We start from the raw sequence: 14,748 nt of genomic DNA, 5'->3' as shown, positions 1-14,748 counted from the left end.
TGATTCAGCGCGTTTCGCGGTGCGCGGTGTGCGAGTTGCAGCGCGGGCAGTGCTTCTTCATCTCAAGACGGTCCGGGTTGTTACGCCGGTTCTTCTTGGTGATGTAGTTCCGCTCCTTGCACTCCACGCAGGCCAGCGTGATCTTCGGGCGGACGTCGGTGGCAGCCACGTGAGTGCTCCTTGGACGGACGATGAACGGATGAACGCAAAAAAGAGTAGCCGATCGAAGGACCGACCCCACAATCGGCTACTTTTAGTAGCGGTGACCGGACTTGAACCGGTGACACAGCGATTATGAGCCGCTTGCTCTACCGACTGAGCTACACCGCTTTGATGACTGGGCCCCCCGCCGAAGCGGGGTTTCCGATCACCAGAGCCCCAATGCGGAATCGAACCGCAGACCTTCTCCTTACCATGGAGACGCTCTACCGACTGAGCTATTGGGGCGAGCGATGAAGACATTACACGCTCGGTCGCCGATCGCCCAAATCCGTTTCCCGGCGCCCGGCCAACCCGGGCCTGTACCCCGCTCCGGGCGTCCTCACACCGCTGATCAGCAAGGCCGCACCGGTATGACTATTGCGCTCCTTCTCCGGCCGGGCCGCGCCCGCCCCTAGGCTCTACTCACTCTGCGTGATCTTGACCCCTTCCCAGGAGCGCGATGCCCGACAGCCAGCCGCGGCGGCCCGACGACCACGCGGCCGACACCACCGGCGGCCCGGAGCCCTCCGCCCTGACGCTCTGCGGCGCCCGCCTCACCGACGGCCGCGTCGTGGACGTCCGCGTCTGCGGCGGCCGCATCGAGGCCGTCGGCACCGCGGGCAGCCTCACCGCCCCCGGCCCCCGCCTCGACCTGCGCGGCCACCTCCTCCTCCCCGCACCCGCCGAACCGCACGCCCACAGCGACACCGCCCTCACCGCGGACGGTGCCGGGCCCGCGTCCGAACGGCCCGAGGACATCCGGCGGCGCGCCACGGAGGCCGCGCTGATCCAGCTCGGCCACGGCGCGACGGCCCTGCGCTCACACGTGCGGATCGGCGGCCCACGGGGCCTGGCGGCGCTCGAAGCCGTCCTCCAGGCCCGGCGCTCGCTGCGCGGCCTGGCCGACCTGACCCCGGTCGCCGTCCCCCGGCTGCTCACCGGCGTCGCCGGGGCGGGCAACCTGGCGATGCTGCGCGACGCCGTGAAGATGGGCGCCGGGGCGGTCGGCGGCCGCCCCGACCTCGACCCGGACCCGTCCGGATACGTCGAGGCCGTCCTGGAGGTCGCCGCCGAGCACGGCTGCCCCGTGGACCTGCACACGGACGGCGACGACCCCGCCCGGCTGGCCCGGTTCGCCGCGTTGGCGGGCGGAATGCGCCAGGAGGTCACCATCGGCCCGTGCGCCGGGCTCGCCCGCCTCTCCGCCGACGTCGCCGCCCGGGCGGCCGGCCGGCTGGCGGACGCCGGGGTGGGCGTCACCTGCCTCCCCCAGGGCGGCTGCTGCGGTACGGAACACCGGGGCGCCGCCCCCGTTCGGCTGCTGCGCGAGGCCGGGGTCCGGGTCGCGGCGGGCAGCGGGGCCCTGCGTGATCCGGCGAATCCGGTGGGGCGCGGCGACCCGCTGGAGGCGGCGTTCCTGCTGTCCTCGCAGGGCGGCCTGAGCGCCGAGCACGCCTACGCGGCGGTGTCCGCCGAGGCCCGGCACGTCATGGGGCTCCCCGGACTCCGCGTCGAGGCGGGATTCCCGGCCGAGCTGCTCGCCGTACGCGGGGAAGGGCTGGCCGGGGCGCTGTCGATGGCCTACAGCCGGATCGTGATCCACCAAGGGCGGGTGGTGGCCCGGACCAGCGCGGTGCGCGAGTACGGCGACCCGGAGGCCGGCGGCGGGCCCGGGCTTCCCCGCCAGGGACGGCCGGAATCCACCGGCGGGCCGTGAGCGTCGCGGCGCGCTCCGGCGTACCGTCGGTCGTATGCGCATTGTCATCGCAGGTGGACATGGTCAGATCGCGCTGCGGCTGGAGCGCCTGCTCGCCGCGCGCGGGGATGAGGCGGCCGGCATCATCCGCAACCCCGGACAGAGCGACGACCTCAGGGCGGTGGGCGCCGAGCCCGTGGTGCTGGACCTGGAATCGGCCACGGTCGACGAGGTCGCCGAGGTGCTGCGCGGCGCCGACGCGGCGGTCTTCGCCGCCGGCGCGGGCCCCGACAGCGGCACGGCCCGCAAGGACACCGTGGACCGGGGCGCGGCCGTGCTCTTCGCGGACGCGGCGGAACGGGCGGGGGTGCGGCGTTACGTCGTGGTCTCGTCCATGGGCGCCGACCCGGACCACGCCGGGGACGAGGTGTTCGACGTGTACCTGCGGGCCAAGGGCGCGGCGGACGCCGACGTACGCTCCCGCTCCGCCCTGGACTGGACGATCCTGCGCCCCGGGATGCTCACCAACGACGCCGGCACCGGCCAGGTCCTCCTCGCCGCGTCCACGGGCCGGGGCCCGGTCCCCCGCGACGACGTGGCGGCGGCGCTCGTGGAGCTGCTGGACACCCCGGCCACGGCGGGCCTGACCCTGGAGCTGATCTCGGGCAACGTGCCGTTGGCGGTCGCGGTGAAGGACATCGCGGGCAACTGACCCGGACGACGAAGAAGGCCCCCGTTCGAAGAACGGGGGCCTTGCTTGTGGCGGCGCCAGGGTTCGAACCTGGGTAGGCTGAGCCGGCAGATTTACAGTCTGCTCCCTTTGGCCACTCGGGCACACCGCCAAGGGATGCCGCCGTCGAGTCCCGGTTTCCCGCGGCGCTCTCTGGCAACGACGTAAACAATACCTGATGACCGAGGGTGCTACGCCACCGGATTGTCCGGAGGTCCGTGGGGTCTCGGGTGGCCAAGGGCCGTCCCGTCATCCCTGGTGGATCAGCGCGCGGCGTCGGATGCGGTGCACCGCAAGGCGGAGGGGCGCCCGCATACTGGACGTATTCGGGCGTTCCGACAACGCGGCGAGGCGCCGTGGCTGTCGTCGTGCGCCCGCCAGGGATCACGGGACAGCCCTTAGGCTTTACGCGGCCGCTGCGCCAGGTACGCACTTTCCAGCACCCCCGATCCAAGGAGCCACACGTCATGGCCGACTCCAGTTTCGACATCGTCTCGAAGGTCGAGCGGCAGGAGGTCGACAACGCCCTCAACCAGGCCGCCAAGGAGATCTCCACCCGTTACGACTTCAAGGGCACGGACGCGTCGATCGCGTGGTCCGGCGAGAAGATCCTGATGCAGGCGAACGGCGAGGAGCGGGTCAAGGCCATCCTCGACATCTTCCAGTCCAAGCTGATCAAGCGCGGGATCTCGCTGAAGTCGCTGGACGCCGGTGAGCCGCAGCTGTCCGGCAAGGAGTACAAGCTGTTCGCCTCGATCCAGGAGGGCATCTCCCAGGAGAACGCCAAGAAGGTCGCGAAGATCATCCGCGACGAGGGCCCCAAGGGGGTCAAGGCCCAGGTCCAGGGCGAGGAGCTGCGGGTCACCTCGAAGAGCCGGGACGACCTTCAGGCCGTGCAGGCGCTGCTGAAGGCCCAGGACTTCGACTTCGACGTGCAGTTCGCGAACTACCGCTAGAACGTAGCGGCCCGGGCGCGGAACCTCTCGCTCCGCGCCCGGACTGCATGTCCGAATACCGCCGGTCCCGGCGGTTCGGGCGCAGCAGACTGGTCCGTGGCGGCCGGCGTTCCGGCTGGCCGTGCGGACGAGGAGAGGGACCGGTCATGACCATGTACGCGACGGTCGACAGCCCGCTGGGCGAACTGCTGCTGGTCGGGGAAGAGGCCCCCGGAGCGGCGGGTACCGCGCTCGTCTCGCTCTCCGTACCGGGTCAGAAGGGCGGCACCGTCGTCCAGGACGGCTGGGTGTACGCGCCGGAGGCGTTCGCGGGGGCCGCCGCCCAGCTGCGCGAGTACTTCGAGGGGCGCCGGACGCGCTTCGACCTGGTGTACGCGGAGGGACGGGGCACCGAGTTCCAGCGGCGGGTCTGGGCCGCGCTGGACGCCGTTCCGTACGGCGAGACGGTCTCGTACGGGCAGATCGCCGCGCGCGTCGGCGCGAGCGGCGCCGGGGTGCGGGCCGTGGGCACGGCGATCGGGCGCAATCCGCTGCTGGTCGTGCGGCCGTGCCACCGCGTGATCGGCGCGGACGGCGCGCTGCGCGGGTACGCGGGCGGGCTGGAGCGCAAGGAACGGCTGCTGGGGCTCGAAGGGGCCCTGGCGGAGCGTTGACGGGCGACCGCTGATGGACGGGCTTCTGCCTGCCGGGCGGGCCCGGGCGGTCCCGTCGTGCAGAACCCGCCCGGGGCGCGGCCGCCAGCTCCCCGTCAGCCGGGCCCAGGCGGTCCCGTCGTGCAGGAACACCTGGTCCTTCACCTCAGGGGGCCGCATGCCGTCGGTCACCCGGCGGTGCCAGTGCGCGGTGAAGGCGGCGCGCGGAACCGTCCGGACCTCGACCGGACCGAGCCGCCCGGCCGCACGGGCGCGGCGGTAGCCGGGGGCGCCGGCGCACAGGGCGCGCTCCACCTCCCCGCCCAGGTCGTCGGCGTGCCCGTCCCCGGCGGGGCCGTGCGGGGCGACCACCATGCGGTACCGCGGTGTTCCGCCGTCACCGTCCGGGCGGCAGGTCATCCGGTCCACCGCCACGCCGGTCCGCCGCGCCGCCTCGCGTACCGCGTCGACCACATGGAACTCGCGGAGGCGTTCACCCGCCACGTCGCAGGGTGCGGACCTGCCCGCGTACTCGACCCGGGGGACGGCACCGATCCTGTCGACCACGTGTGCCACGTCGCCCAGCACATAGCGGTACAGACGGCCCACGTGGGAGAGGACCACGTGGTAGCGGCGCCCCGGTTCGAGGTCCTCGCAGAGCAGGGTCGGGCTGTCGGAGCGGATGTCCTTGTCCGCCTCCACGAATGCGTACAGGACCGTGGAGAGGGCCGGCGGGCCCGCGCTCGGGTGCGGGTCCACGGGGACACCGACCGGCCCCTCCGAGGCCGCGGGAGGCGTGGGCAGCACGGTGACCCCTGTGCCGTACAGCTCCTTCAGCCGGGGCAGGTAGAGCGAGGCGATCCCGCTGGTCCAGCAGTAGAGGAGCTGGATGCGGGGCCACAGGACGGAGGGCCGGACCCCGTTCTGTGCCGCTGCCCGGCGTTCCAGCTCCACGGCCCGGCCCGGGTCGGGTACCGCACCGGGCCGGCCAAGGTAGGTGCCGTCGTGCAGGTCGCGCAGGAGCGTCGGCCACCACAGGGTGAGCAGCTCGGGGAGCATCGCGAGCATCGCGGGATTGTGCCCGATCACGCAGCGGACGTCGTGCTGGGCGGCCATGCGGACGCGTATGTAGAGCTTGTCGAGGTAGTTCTGCTCGTCGATGTCCACGGGAAGGCTCGCCCACGGTGCCTCGCTGCCCGGTTCCTTGAGGCTGACGCCGAAGCCGCCGCTGAGATCGGCCTGACTCGGGCCGAGGCTCGGGCGGCCGGACCCGGTGGTGGCGGGGCGGGCGAGCCGGTCGTGACGGAGATTCAGGGTCGCCGCACCGAGGGAGAAGGCGTCGGGGAAGTACTGAGCGGGCACGCCCATGGCCGCCCGGAAGAACGGCAGATACACCTGGTCGAGGAAGTTCCGGGTGACCGGGATCCGTTTGCGGGCTCCGGTGCTGCCGCTGGTGGTGAAGAAGAGCCGGGGTCCTCCTGGGTGAGGACCCTGCTCTCGCCCGCGGCCGACCGTGCGATCCAGGGTTCGTACTCCTGGTAGGTGCGCAGGGGCACAGCGGCACGGTAGTCGTCGATCGTGCGGACGCGGGACATGGCGTGGCCCGTGCCGAACGCGGTGCCCGCCGTCTCCCGCACCAGTTCGGCGAGGATTCTGTCCCGGTGTCCCACCGGATCGCCGAGCGTTCGCGCGAGACGGTTCTTCGCGGCGACGGCATCGCGTCGGAAGGCTTCGTCGTCGTGTTCCGGCACGGGGCCGGACGGGGCCGCGGGCGCGGCCGCCACCAGACTGAGGGCTACGCCGAGGTTTCCCGACGAGCTCTCCACGATCATGGAGCCGGGGCGCAGACGGCCCTCCCGCTCGGCGTCCTCCACCATCGCGCGGGCGGCCTTGAGTTTGATCGAGCCCGCGAAATTGAATCCCTCGCATTTGAGCATCAGCCGTTGACCGATGGCCGGCTCGAGATCGACGAAGACGTCATCGGTATTGAATTCGTAGGGAGCGGAGATGACGTGAATGGCGCCCGTCCCCCTAGTTGGTCCGGAGTTGATGACGCCCGGCATCCCAAAGCGCACAGGCACGTCCGACGTGAGAAGAGCAGAGCCCGGTGAGCCAGGCGTCCGCTTCTTTTGCTTGTGCCGACCCCCGTGCCCGGGTTCCCGGCCGCACAAAGTCACTGACTGCTTTCCGTCGGCCCCGCAACTCATTCTGCCAAGCCGCGCTGACATTCAGTTGACGGAACGCTGACCGATCGGCACGGCTTGCCGGACGTGTCGGGAGACTGTTAGATCGGGCCGCAGGCCGGCCCCCGCTGACGGCGGGCCGGCGCCGACGGAGCGGTGCTCAGGGGGAGTTACAGATGCGGTTGGTGCTCGCGGAAGACCAGTTCCTGCTCCGCGAGGGAATCACGCGACTGCTCGCCGCCTACGGGTTCGAGGTCGTCGCAGCAGTCGGAACGGGTCCCGAACTGATCGAGGCCCTCACGGAGCACGAGCCCGACGTGGCGCTCGTCGACATCAGAATGCCGCCTACGCACACCGACGAGGGTCTGCGTGCGGTGCTGCACGCCCGGCGCAGGAAACCGGGCAGGCCCGCGCTCATGCTGTCGCAGTACGTGGATCAGCTCTACGCACAGGAACTGCTCGCGGACGGCGCCGGCGGAGTCGGGTATTTGCTGAAGGACCGGGTGTTCAACACGGAACAGTTCGTCACGGCGCTGCACACGGTCGCGGGGGGCGGCACCGTCATGGATCCGGACGTCGTCTCCCGAATGCTCAGCCACAACGCGCACAACGAGCAATTGGCCCGGCTGACCGAAAGGGAGCACCAGGTACTGGGCCGCATGGCCGAGGGCCATTCGAATGCCGCCATCGCCACCCATCTCGTCATTACCGAGAAGGCGGTGGCCAATCACATCAACAATATTCTCGCCAAGTTGGACCTGCCGCCGTCGAAGGACGGAAACCGACGGGTGCTGGCCGTGCTGGCCTACCTCAATTCGGCCTGACACCGCGCCGGGTTCGGGGCGCGGCGTCAGGCCGGTCCGGTGTGCCGGGTCGCTGCGGGGGGATCGCCCTTCCCGCACACCGGGGCCTCACACCGCCGACGGCTGCCCGAACCAGCACACCGAGAGATCGCCGAGGGCGGGTTCGTATCAGGGTCAGCCAGATGAGGATCGCGCGCCGGCCGGTGCGGGGATCGACGAGGCGTGGCCGCTTCCCGCTCCCGCGGACCGCACCCGCCGGGCCCCGGCCGGACTGCCCTGCACCGCGTTGCTCGGCACGCTGGCGGAGTACAGGCGGACCGGTCCGGCGAGATGAAGGGCGCTCCACCTGCCCACACGGGCCGCGACATGCGTCTTTTTCACTGTGATCCCATATCTCTCTGTCGCTGGAGGAAGTGGCGGGCGCGCACGCGGAGATGCTCGTGCGTCCGTCCCGGGGCATGCCAAACCCGTCGACGGCGCCGGAGTACCGGGTGCCGGCGTCGCCGACGGGTGGAAGGGCTGTATGTCGAGGTGCCCGTGGTGGGCACGCCGGGCCGCCGGACTCCGGTGAGGTCGTCGGCCCGGACGGCGTCTCAGCGGCCGGCGAAGTCCTTCGAGGCTCGCCGGTCGAGCCTGCACCTGATGTCGAAGGCCGCGGTGGTGGGCCCGCCGGCAGGGCTGGTCAGGGCCAGTACCCCGTCGAAGGCGGCCAGCCGGCGTTCGATCCCCCGCAGTCCGCTGCTGCTCTTGGCCGCGCTGTCCGCGCCGCCCACGCCGTTGTCGTGGACGACCACGCGGAGGACCCCGTCGGTGTAGTGGATGTCGATCCCGACCTCGGTGGCCTTACCGTGCTTGGCGGCGTTGTTGAGCAGTTCGGCGATGGCGAAGTACGCGGCCGACTCGACCGGGGCGGGCAGCCGGCCCGGGAGCGAGCCCGTGACCTCGGTCCGCAGCGGCAGTTCGAGCGCCAGCGTCTTGACGGCGTCGACGAGGCCGCGGTCGGCGAGCAGCGGGGGGTGCACCCCGTGCACCAGGTCGCGAAGTTCGTTGAGGGCCTTCACCGAGTTGTCCTTCGCCTCGGCCAGCAGGGCGGCGACGGCCTCGGGGTTGTGCTTGATCAGCGACTCCGCCGCGGACAGGGTCATGCCCAGTGCGACGAGCCGGACCTGGGCACCGTCGTGCAGGTCGCGCTCGATCCGGCGCAGCTCGCTCGCCTGCATGTCCATCGTGTCCGAGCGGGTGTGGGTGAGGTGGTCGACCCTGCTGGTCAGCACGGCCCTGCTGGAGCGGCCCAGCATGAAACGCACCCACTTGCCGTGCAGCGGCAGGACGAGCCGGGGAAGCACGAGCAGGCCGAAAAGGATCTCCACCAGGCCGAGGCCCGCCGCGAGGTTCGCGGTGAACTGTCCCTCGATCGGGATGAACTCGTACCAGGTGTTCTCCCAGGACTCGGTGATCGTCTTCCACAGGAAGGGAAGGGACAGCCCCGCGAGTCCGTGAACGACGGCCAGAGCCGGCAGGAACGTGATCGGGCCGACGAACGGGTTGACCAGCAGCCACAACAGGTCTCGCCAGGTCGCACTGTCACCGAGCAGCCGGAGGGCGTGCCGCCAGCCGGTGGCCCGAGAGCCTCCCCCCGCAGTGGTGAGGTAGGGGTCGTCGACCTCGATGCCCGACCAGCGCAGCGCCAGCCTGCGCTGCCTGCGGGCGTCGGCCCGGACCGCGTTGAGGGCTCCGGGCAGCAGGAGGATGCCGATGCCCACAACGGTGAGCAGCACCACGAGCGCCACCCACAGGGCGAGTAACGCCTCGGTCACCGCGAGGCCGGTCAGGGCCATGCCTCCGCCGACCGCCCCCAGCCCTTACTTCTTCACCCGAGTCGTGTCGGCACGTCCTGCGCTCACGCCAGCCCCCAGTAGTCGCTGCGATGTCTGCGCTCAGCATGGCACCAGGGAGGCCCCTCCGAGAGGGGTGGTAGTACCTGTCTTGCCCCGCCGAAATCTGGAGCATGGAGGTCGGCCGGCGGCCAGTTGGACGTCGGCCGACCCTCGTCGATTTCCGGACGTGACCGGGGTCAGCGGCGTTCGCGGGAGTTGCCGAAGAGCAGCCTGTAGGCGATCAGCAGGACCAGGGAGCCGCCGATGGCCGCGACCCAGGTCGCCGGGTCGAAGAAGTCCTTGGTGATCTCGCGGTCCAGGAAGCGCGACGATATCCAGCCACCGAGGAACGCGCCCACGATCCCTATGAGCGTCGTGCCCACCAGGCCGCCGGGGTCCCGCCCCGGCAGCAGGATCTTGGCGATGACGCCCGCGATGAGCCCGAGAATGATCCAGCCGATAATGGTCATGCGTGCGAACCTACCCGTCCCTCTGTCCTGGAACCCAAGACGCCGGGGACGGGCGGGTGGTTGCGTGCGCGGGCCTGCGGGCCTGCGGGCCTGCGGGCCTACCAGCCGGCGAACTGCTCGTCGGTGCGCACGATCTCCTTGCCGAAGGGCATGAGCGAGACCGGGATGAGCTTGAAGTTGGCGATGCCCAGCGGGATTCCGATGATCGTGATGCACAGGGCGATGCCCGTGGTGATGTGACCGAGCGCCAGCCACCAGCCGGCGAGGATCAGCCAGAGCACGTTGCCCACGCAGGACGGGCCGCCCGCGTCCCGGCGGTCGACCACCCGGTGCCCGAAGGGCCACAGGGCGTAGACGCCGATCCGGAAGGCGGCCAGGCCGAAGGGGATGCCGATGATCGTGATGCAGAGCAGGAGTCCCGCGAGCAGGTAGCCGAGGAACATCCAGAATCCGCAGAGGACCAGCCAAATGACATTCAGAATGGTTTTCACGGGCGAGGACCTGCCATCTGCTCGAGTCGGGCGATGCGCTCTGCCATCGGCGGGTGGGTCGAGAACATCTTGGACATCCCCTGCCCCGCGCGGAAGGGGTTGGCGATCATCATGTGGCTCGCGGTCTCGATCCTGGGCTCCGGGGGCAGCGGGAGCTGCTGCGTCCCGGCCTCCAGCTTCCGCAGGGCGCCGGCGAGGGCCAGCGGGTCGCCGGTGAGCCGGGCGCCCGAGGCGTCCGCCTCGTACTCCCGGGAACGGCTGACGGCCAGCTGGATCACGGACGCGGCGAGCGGACCCAGGATCATGATCAGCAGCATGCCGAGGAGGCCCGGGCCCTCGTCGTCGTTGGAGCGGCCGACCGGTATCAGCCAGGCGAAGTTGACCAGGAACATCACGACGGAGGCCAGCGCTCCGGCGACGGACGAGATGAGGATGTCCCGGTTGTAGACGTGGCTCAGCTCGTGGCCGAGGACGCCGCGCAGTTCCCGCTCGTCCAGGAGGCGCAGGATGCCCTCGGTGCAGCAGACCGCCGCGTTGCGCGGGTTGCGGCCGGTCGCGAAGGCGTTGGGGGCCTGGGTCGGGGAGATGTAGAGCCGGGGCATGGGCTGGCGCGCCGATGTGGAGAGCTCGCGGACCATGCGGTAGAGCTGGGGCGCCTCGAATTCGCTGACGGGGCGGGCCCGCATGGCCCGTAGCGCCAGCTTGTCGCTGTTCCAGTACGCGTACGCGTTGGTGCCGATCGCCACCAGGAGGGCGACGATCAGGCCCGTACGTCCGAAGAAGCTGCCGATGACGATGATGAGTGCGGACAGGCCCCCGAGGAGTACGGCGGTTCTCAGCCCGTTGTGCCGACGGTGCACGGTACGCCCTCCAAATCGTGCGGCAGGGGAGCCCTTGGCGAGTGGGGCCCCACCGCTCAGTGGAGCCTCCTGTACTGGTCAACGCCAGGCGACGGGAGCGAGTTCCCCGGTGCGGACGGCCCGACGGCCCAGGCGGGCCCCGCTGTACGCGTGGGGCCCGGCTCTGGGCCGTCCGGGTGGAGGTGTGCGGCGGGGCTCAGCGCTGGGCGGGAAGCTTCGCGAGTTCCAGGGCCTCGGGGTCGGGCTCGACCTCGCTGGTGCAGTGGGCGCAGCGGGAGGCGATGGCCGGGATCTGGGTGTAGCAGCGGGGGCAGTCGCGCAGGGCGGCCTTGATGTCCACCGGCTCGTCGCCCTTCTTGGCGGTGAAGCGGTCCTGGACCTTGGCCATCGGCATCACGACGCCGAAGTAGAGGACCGCGGCGGTGATGAGGAAGGCGATCGCGGCGGCGATGAAGAGGCCGTACGGGAATTTCACGCCGTCGACCGTGAAGTGGGCGTGGCTGAAGTCGCCGGTGCCGCGCGTGATGATGCCGATCAGCGGCACGATGAAGGCGTTGCTGAACCCGGTGACGACCGCGGTGAACGCGGCTCCGACGGCGAGACCGACCGCCATGGAGATGACGTTCCCGCGCAGGATGAAGTCCTTGAACCCGCTCAGCACTGCTCTGACTCCTTCAGATGAGGTGAACGTCGTACGCGTTCCGAGGCACCGACCCTGCCCTGTGCGGGTGGCCGGGGGCAAACCGATCTTGCCATCCGTCGAACAGGTGAACGTCGTCAGAAAAGGTTGACGGCGGCGAATCTCAGCACGGTCTGCGGAGCGCCCGACAGGACGACTCCGGCGGCGGCGGTGAGGACGATCGCGGCGGTGAGGGGCGCCGGGACGCGGTGCCGTACGGCGGGCGCGGCCTCTTCCCCGTCCGCGGGCGCGCGGAACAGGGCGGCCGTCCACTGGAGGTAGTAGTACAGCGCGACGACGACGTTGACGGCCATCACGACGGCGAGCCAGCCCAGGCCCGCGTCGACGGCGGCGGAGAACACCGTGACCTTGGCGAAGAGCCCGATGATGCCCGGCGGCAGCCCGGCCAGGCAAAGCAGGAAGAACGCCAGCGCGAGGGCGGCCAGGGGCCGGGTGGCGTACAGGCCGCGGTAGTCGTCGAGACGGTTGCCGGGGCGGGTACGGGCGACCAGGGCGGCCACCGCGAACGCGCCGAGGTTCACCACGGCGTACATCAGGGCGTAGGCGACGGTGGAGCCGATCCTGCGCTCCCCGGCGTACGCGGCGGCGGCTACGGGGACGAGCAGGTACCCGGCCTGGGCGACGGAGGACCAGGCGAGCAGGCGTACGGCGCTGCGCGGGCGGGAAGCGCTCTGGCGCAGCGCGGCGACGTTGCCGACGGTCATCGTGAGCGCGGCGAGGACGGCGAGGGCGGGGCCCCACACCTCCGCGTACGCCGGGAAGGCGATCACGGTGACGAGGATGAGGCCGGTGAAGCCGACCGCCTTGCCGACGACCGACAGGTAGGCGGCGATGGGCAGGGGCGCGCCGACGTAGGTGTCGGGCACCCAGAAGTGGAAGGGCGCGGCGGCCGTCTTGAAGGCGAAGCCGACGAGGGTCAGCGCGACGCCCGCCCCGGCGAGGGTGGAGAGCCGGGGGTCGACGTGGCCGAGGCGGCCGGCCAGGTCCGTGAGGTGGAGCGTGCCGGTGGCCGCGTACACGAAGCTGACGCCGAGGAGCATCACGGCGGTGGCGGTCACGGAGGACAGGAAGAACTTCAGCGCGGCCTCGGAGGAGCGCCGGTCACCGCGCTTGATGCCGACGAGGGCGAACGCGGGCAGCGAGGCGACTTCGAGGGCGACGACCAGCGTGGCGAGGTCCCGGGCGGCGGGCAGGAGCGCGGCGCCGGCGGCGGACGACAGCAGCAGGAACCAGAACTCGCCGGCCGGGAGCTTGCGGGTGTCGCCGATCGAGAGCAGCGCGGTGAGCAGCGCGCCGCCGAGCACCAGGGCCTGGATGACGAGGGTGAAGTGGTCGGCGGTGTAGCTGCACGCGCGGCTGCCCGTGGTGAGGCAGAAGGTGGAGCGGTCGCCGTCGTGGAGCGGGATGATCAGGGCGAGCGCGGCGACGAGTCCGGCGACGGCCCCGTAGCCGAGGAGCGGTCTGCGGGCCTCGGTGACGAAGAGGTCGGCGACCAGGACGACGAGGGCGACGGCCGCGGCGGTGAGCGGAGGCGCGATGGCGAGCCAGTCGACGGACTGGACGAGGCTGGTGGCGCTCTCGGCCGCTGTGGTCACGACTTGCCTCCTGCGAGGAGCTTCTGCACGGCCGGGTCGGTGAGGCCGAGGAGGACGGCGGGCCACAGGCCGGCGAGGACGGTGAGGGCCGCGAGAGGGGTCCAGGCGGCGAATTCGTAGCTCCGCACGTCGGCGATGGCCCGGGGTTCGTCGCCGGTGGCGCCCATGCAGACGCGGCGGACGACGATCAGGAGGTACGCGGCGGTGAGCAGGGTGCCGAACGCGGCGATCGACATGAACGTCAGGAAGGCGGGCCGGCTCAGCCCCTCCGCCGGGTCGAACGCGCCGAACAGGGCGAGCATCTCGCCCCAGAACCCGGCGAGCCCCGGCAGCCCGAGCGAGGCGACCGCGGCGAACGCGAGGAGGCCGCCGAGGCGGGGCGCGCGGCCGTAGAGTGCGGCGCCGGTGGCTCCGGCGAGGGTGTCCAGGTCGGCGGTGCCGTACCGGTCCTTGACGGCGCCGACCAGGAAGAACAGCAGGCCGGTGATGAGGCCGTGGGCGATGTTGGCGAAGAGCGCGCCGTTGACGCCGGTGGGGGTCATGCTCGCGATGCCGAGGAGCACGAAGCCCATGTGGCCGACGGAGGAGTACGCGATGAGCCGCTTCAGGTCGCCCTTGGCGCCGGGCCGGGCGAGGGCCAGGCAGGCGAGCGATCCGTAGACGATCCCGGCGACGGCGAAGGCCGCGAGGTACGGGGCGAAGGTGTGCATCCCGTCCGGGGCGACCGGGAGCAGGATGCGGACGAAGCCGTACGTGCCCATCTTCAGCAGGACGCCCGCGAGGAGCACGGAGCCGACGGTCGGGGCGGCGGTGTGGGCGTCGGGCAGCCAGCTGTGCAGCGGCCACATCGGGGTCTTCACGGCGAGCCCGATCCCGATCGCCAGAACGGCGGTGACCTGCACGGACGAGGTGAGCCCGCGGCCGTTGTCAGTGGCGAGTGCCACCATGTCGAAGGTGCCGCTCTTCAGTCCGATGAGGAGCAGGCCCAGCAGCATGACGACCGAGCCGAGCAGTGTGTAGAGGATGAATTTCCAGGCGGCCGCCTGCCTCCCCGCACCGCCCCATCGGGCGATCAGGAAGTACATCGGGATGAGCACCATCTCGAACGCCAGGAAGAACAGGAGCAGGTCGAGGACGGCGAAGGTGGCGAGGGTGCCGGACTCCAGGAGGAGGACCAGCGCGACGAACGCCTTCGGGGAGGGGCCTTCGGGCAGCTTGAAGTAGCTGTAGAGCGCGCAGAGGAAGGTCAGCAGCGCGGTCAGTACGAGCAGGGGGAGCGAGATGCCGTCGATGCCGAGGTGGATGCGCACGTCCAGCGCCGGGATCCAGCTGATGTCGGTGGTGGCCTGCATCTTCGACGGGTGGTCGTGGTCGAAGCCGGCGGCCAGCACCAGGGTCGCCAGGAGGATGACCCCGGTGACGGTCACGCCGTGGCGGAGCACGGCCTGGTCGGGGCTGCGGCCCTTCAGTCCGGGCGGGGCCGGGAGCAGGGCGGCGACGGCGCCGATGAGCGGGCCGGCGACGACGAACGCCAGAAGGAACTGCATCACGGAT

The 14,748-nt window shown here is 71.1% G+C and carries 13 protein-coding genes, 3 tRNA genes and 2 pseudogenes; 5 read left to right on the top strand and 13 right to left on the bottom strand.

Annotation, left to right across the window (positions count from 1 at the left end):
- Positions 1-4: 4 nt before the first annotated feature.
- The 3 genes from rpmG to ACLQ2N_RS24310 all read right to left on the bottom strand — a co-directional run bounded on the left by rpmG (position 5) and on the right by ACLQ2N_RS24310 (position 447).
- The gene (gene rpmG / locus ACLQ2N_RS24320) at positions 5-169 is read right to left on the bottom strand and encodes a 50S ribosomal protein L33 (protein WP_003956487.1); all 165 of its coding nucleotides are present in this window, start codon (positions 167-169) and stop codon (positions 5-7) included.
- Positions 170-257: 88 nt separating this feature from the next.
- A tRNA-Met gene (locus ACLQ2N_RS24315) sits at positions 258-330 on the bottom strand.
- Positions 331-374: 44 nt separating this feature from the next.
- Positions 375-447: transfer RNA gene (locus ACLQ2N_RS24310), tRNA-Thr, on the bottom strand.
- 214 nt (positions 448-661) lie between these two features.
- Between ACLQ2N_RS24310 and ACLQ2N_RS24305 the strand changes: the two genes are divergently transcribed.
- Both ACLQ2N_RS24305 and ACLQ2N_RS24300 read left to right on the top strand, forming a co-directional pair.
- Positions 662-1,918 carry an amidohydrolase family protein gene (locus ACLQ2N_RS24305; protein WP_425816243.1) on the top strand — a complete coding sequence of 419 codons (1,257 nt, stop codon included), beginning with the start codon at positions 662-664 and terminating at the stop codon, positions 1,916-1,918.
- 34 nt (positions 1,919-1,952) lie between these two features.
- Complete coding sequence (locus ACLQ2N_RS24300) at positions 1,953-2,609, top strand: SDR family oxidoreductase (protein ID WP_425816242.1); 657 nt, start codon at positions 1,953-1,955, stop codon at positions 2,607-2,609.
- 48 nt (positions 2,610-2,657) lie between these two features.
- Here ACLQ2N_RS24300 and ACLQ2N_RS24295 read toward each other — a convergent pair.
- Positions 2,658-2,739: transfer RNA gene (locus ACLQ2N_RS24295), tRNA-Tyr, on the bottom strand.
- Positions 2,740-3,094: 355 nt separating this feature from the next.
- Between ACLQ2N_RS24295 and ACLQ2N_RS24290 the strand changes: the two genes are divergently transcribed.
- Together ACLQ2N_RS24290 and ACLQ2N_RS24285 are read left to right on the top strand one after the other, a co-directional pair.
- A complete protein-coding gene (locus ACLQ2N_RS24290; RefSeq protein WP_018519335.1) occupies positions 3,095-3,583 on the top strand; it encodes a YajQ family cyclic di-GMP-binding protein in 489 nt (162 codons plus the stop codon).
- 146 nt (positions 3,584-3,729) lie between these two features.
- Positions 3,730-4,236 (top strand): methylated-DNA--[protein]-cysteine S-methyltransferase, encoded by a 507-nt coding sequence (locus ACLQ2N_RS24285; RefSeq protein WP_425816289.1) that lies wholly within the window; start codon positions 3,730-3,732, stop codon positions 4,234-4,236.
- A gap of 150 nt (positions 4,237-4,386) precedes the next feature.
- Here the strand turns inward: ACLQ2N_RS24285 and ACLQ2N_RS24280 are convergent.
- A pseudogene (locus tag ACLQ2N_RS24280) lies at positions 4,387-5,852 on the bottom strand (GH3 family domain-containing protein); the annotation flags it as partial.
- Positions 5,853-5,987: 135 nt separating this feature from the next.
- Positions 5,988-6,233: pseudogene (locus ACLQ2N_RS24275) on the bottom strand (pyridoxal-phosphate dependent enzyme); the annotation flags it as partial.
- Between the two features lie 341 nt (positions 6,234-6,574).
- Between ACLQ2N_RS24275 and ACLQ2N_RS24270 the strand changes: the two are divergent.
- Entirely contained in the window at positions 6,575-7,222 is a 648-nt protein-coding gene (locus ACLQ2N_RS24270; RefSeq protein WP_425816241.1) for a response regulator, read from the top strand.
- 572 nt (positions 7,223-7,794) lie between these two features.
- Here ACLQ2N_RS24270 and ACLQ2N_RS24265 read toward each other — a convergent pair.
- The 7 genes from ACLQ2N_RS24265 to ACLQ2N_RS24235 all read right to left on the bottom strand — a co-directional run bounded on the left by ACLQ2N_RS24265 (position 7,795) and on the right by ACLQ2N_RS24235 (position 14,741).
- Positions 7,795-9,039: a sensor domain-containing protein gene (locus ACLQ2N_RS24265; protein WP_425816240.1), complete on the bottom strand. Its 1,245-nt coding sequence runs from the start codon at positions 9,037-9,039 to the stop codon at positions 7,795-7,797.
- 236 nt (positions 9,040-9,275) lie between these two features.
- The gene (locus ACLQ2N_RS24260) at positions 9,276-9,548 is read right to left on the bottom strand and encodes a GlsB/YeaQ/YmgE family stress response membrane protein (protein WP_425816239.1); all 273 of its coding nucleotides are present in this window, start codon (positions 9,546-9,548) and stop codon (positions 9,276-9,278) included.
- 98 nt (positions 9,549-9,646) lie between these two features.
- The gene (locus ACLQ2N_RS24255; protein WP_425816238.1) at positions 9,647-10,039 is read right to left on the bottom strand and encodes a YccF domain-containing protein; all 393 of its coding nucleotides are present in this window, start codon (positions 10,037-10,039) and stop codon (positions 9,647-9,649) included.
- Positions 10,036-10,899, bottom strand: coding sequence for a zinc metalloprotease HtpX (gene htpX / locus ACLQ2N_RS24250; RefSeq protein ID WP_425816237.1), 864 nt, complete (start codon positions 10,897-10,899; stop codon positions 10,036-10,038). The genes ACLQ2N_RS24255 and htpX overlap by 4 nt, the downstream gene beginning before the upstream one ends.
- Before the next feature lie 196 nt (positions 10,900-11,095).
- Positions 11,096-11,560: an MscL family protein gene (locus tag ACLQ2N_RS24245; RefSeq protein WP_425816236.1), complete on the bottom strand. Its 465-nt coding sequence runs from the start codon at positions 11,558-11,560 to the stop codon at positions 11,096-11,098.
- 116 nt (positions 11,561-11,676) lie between these two features.
- Entirely contained in the window at positions 11,677-13,194 is a 1,518-nt protein-coding gene (locus ACLQ2N_RS24240; protein ID WP_425816235.1) for an NADH-quinone oxidoreductase subunit N, read from the bottom strand.
- Positions 13,191-14,741 (bottom strand): complex I subunit 4 family protein, encoded by a 1,551-nt coding sequence (locus tag ACLQ2N_RS24235; protein ID WP_425816288.1) that lies wholly within the window; start codon positions 14,739-14,741, stop codon positions 13,191-13,193. The genes ACLQ2N_RS24240 and ACLQ2N_RS24235 overlap by 4 nt, the downstream gene beginning before the upstream one ends.
- Positions 14,742-14,748 lie beyond the last annotated feature (7 nt).

This window comes from Streptomyces sp. DT224 (genome assembly GCF_049844595.1).
Taxonomy (GTDB): Bacteria; Actinomycetota; Actinomycetes; order Streptomycetales; family Streptomycetaceae; genus Streptomyces.
This window is presented reverse-complemented; position numbering and strand designations above follow the sequence as displayed.

Bases quoted from the DNA above. Each gene is read 5' to 3' on its own strand.
- ACLQ2N_RS24290 (WP_018519335.1), top strand. From the start codon at position 3,095: ATGGCCGACTCCAGTTTCGACATCGTCTCGAAGGTCGAGCGGCAGGAG.
- ACLQ2N_RS24265 (WP_425816240.1), bottom strand. From the start codon at position 9,039: ATGGCCCTGACCGGCCTCGCGGTGACCGAGGCGTTACTCGCCCTGTGG.
- ACLQ2N_RS24285 (WP_425816289.1), top strand. From the start codon at position 3,730: ATGACCATGTACGCGACGGTCGACAGCCCGCTGGGCGAACTGCTGCTG.
- ACLQ2N_RS24300 (WP_425816242.1), top strand. From the start codon at position 1,953: ATGCGCATTGTCATCGCAGGTGGACATGGTCAGATCGCGCTGCGGCTG.
- ACLQ2N_RS24235 (WP_425816288.1), bottom strand. From the start codon at position 14,741: ATGCAGTTCCTTCTGGCGTTCGTCGTCGCCGGCCCGCTCATCGGCGCC.
- ACLQ2N_RS24260 (WP_425816239.1), bottom strand. From the start codon at position 9,548: ATGACCATTATCGGCTGGATCATTCTCGGGCTCATCGCGGGCGTCATC.
- ACLQ2N_RS24270 (WP_425816241.1), top strand. From the start codon at position 6,575: ATGCGGTTGGTGCTCGCGGAAGACCAGTTCCTGCTCCGCGAGGGAATC.
- ACLQ2N_RS24305 (WP_425816243.1), top strand. From the start codon at position 662: ATGCCCGACAGCCAGCCGCGGCGGCCCGACGACCACGCGGCCGACACC.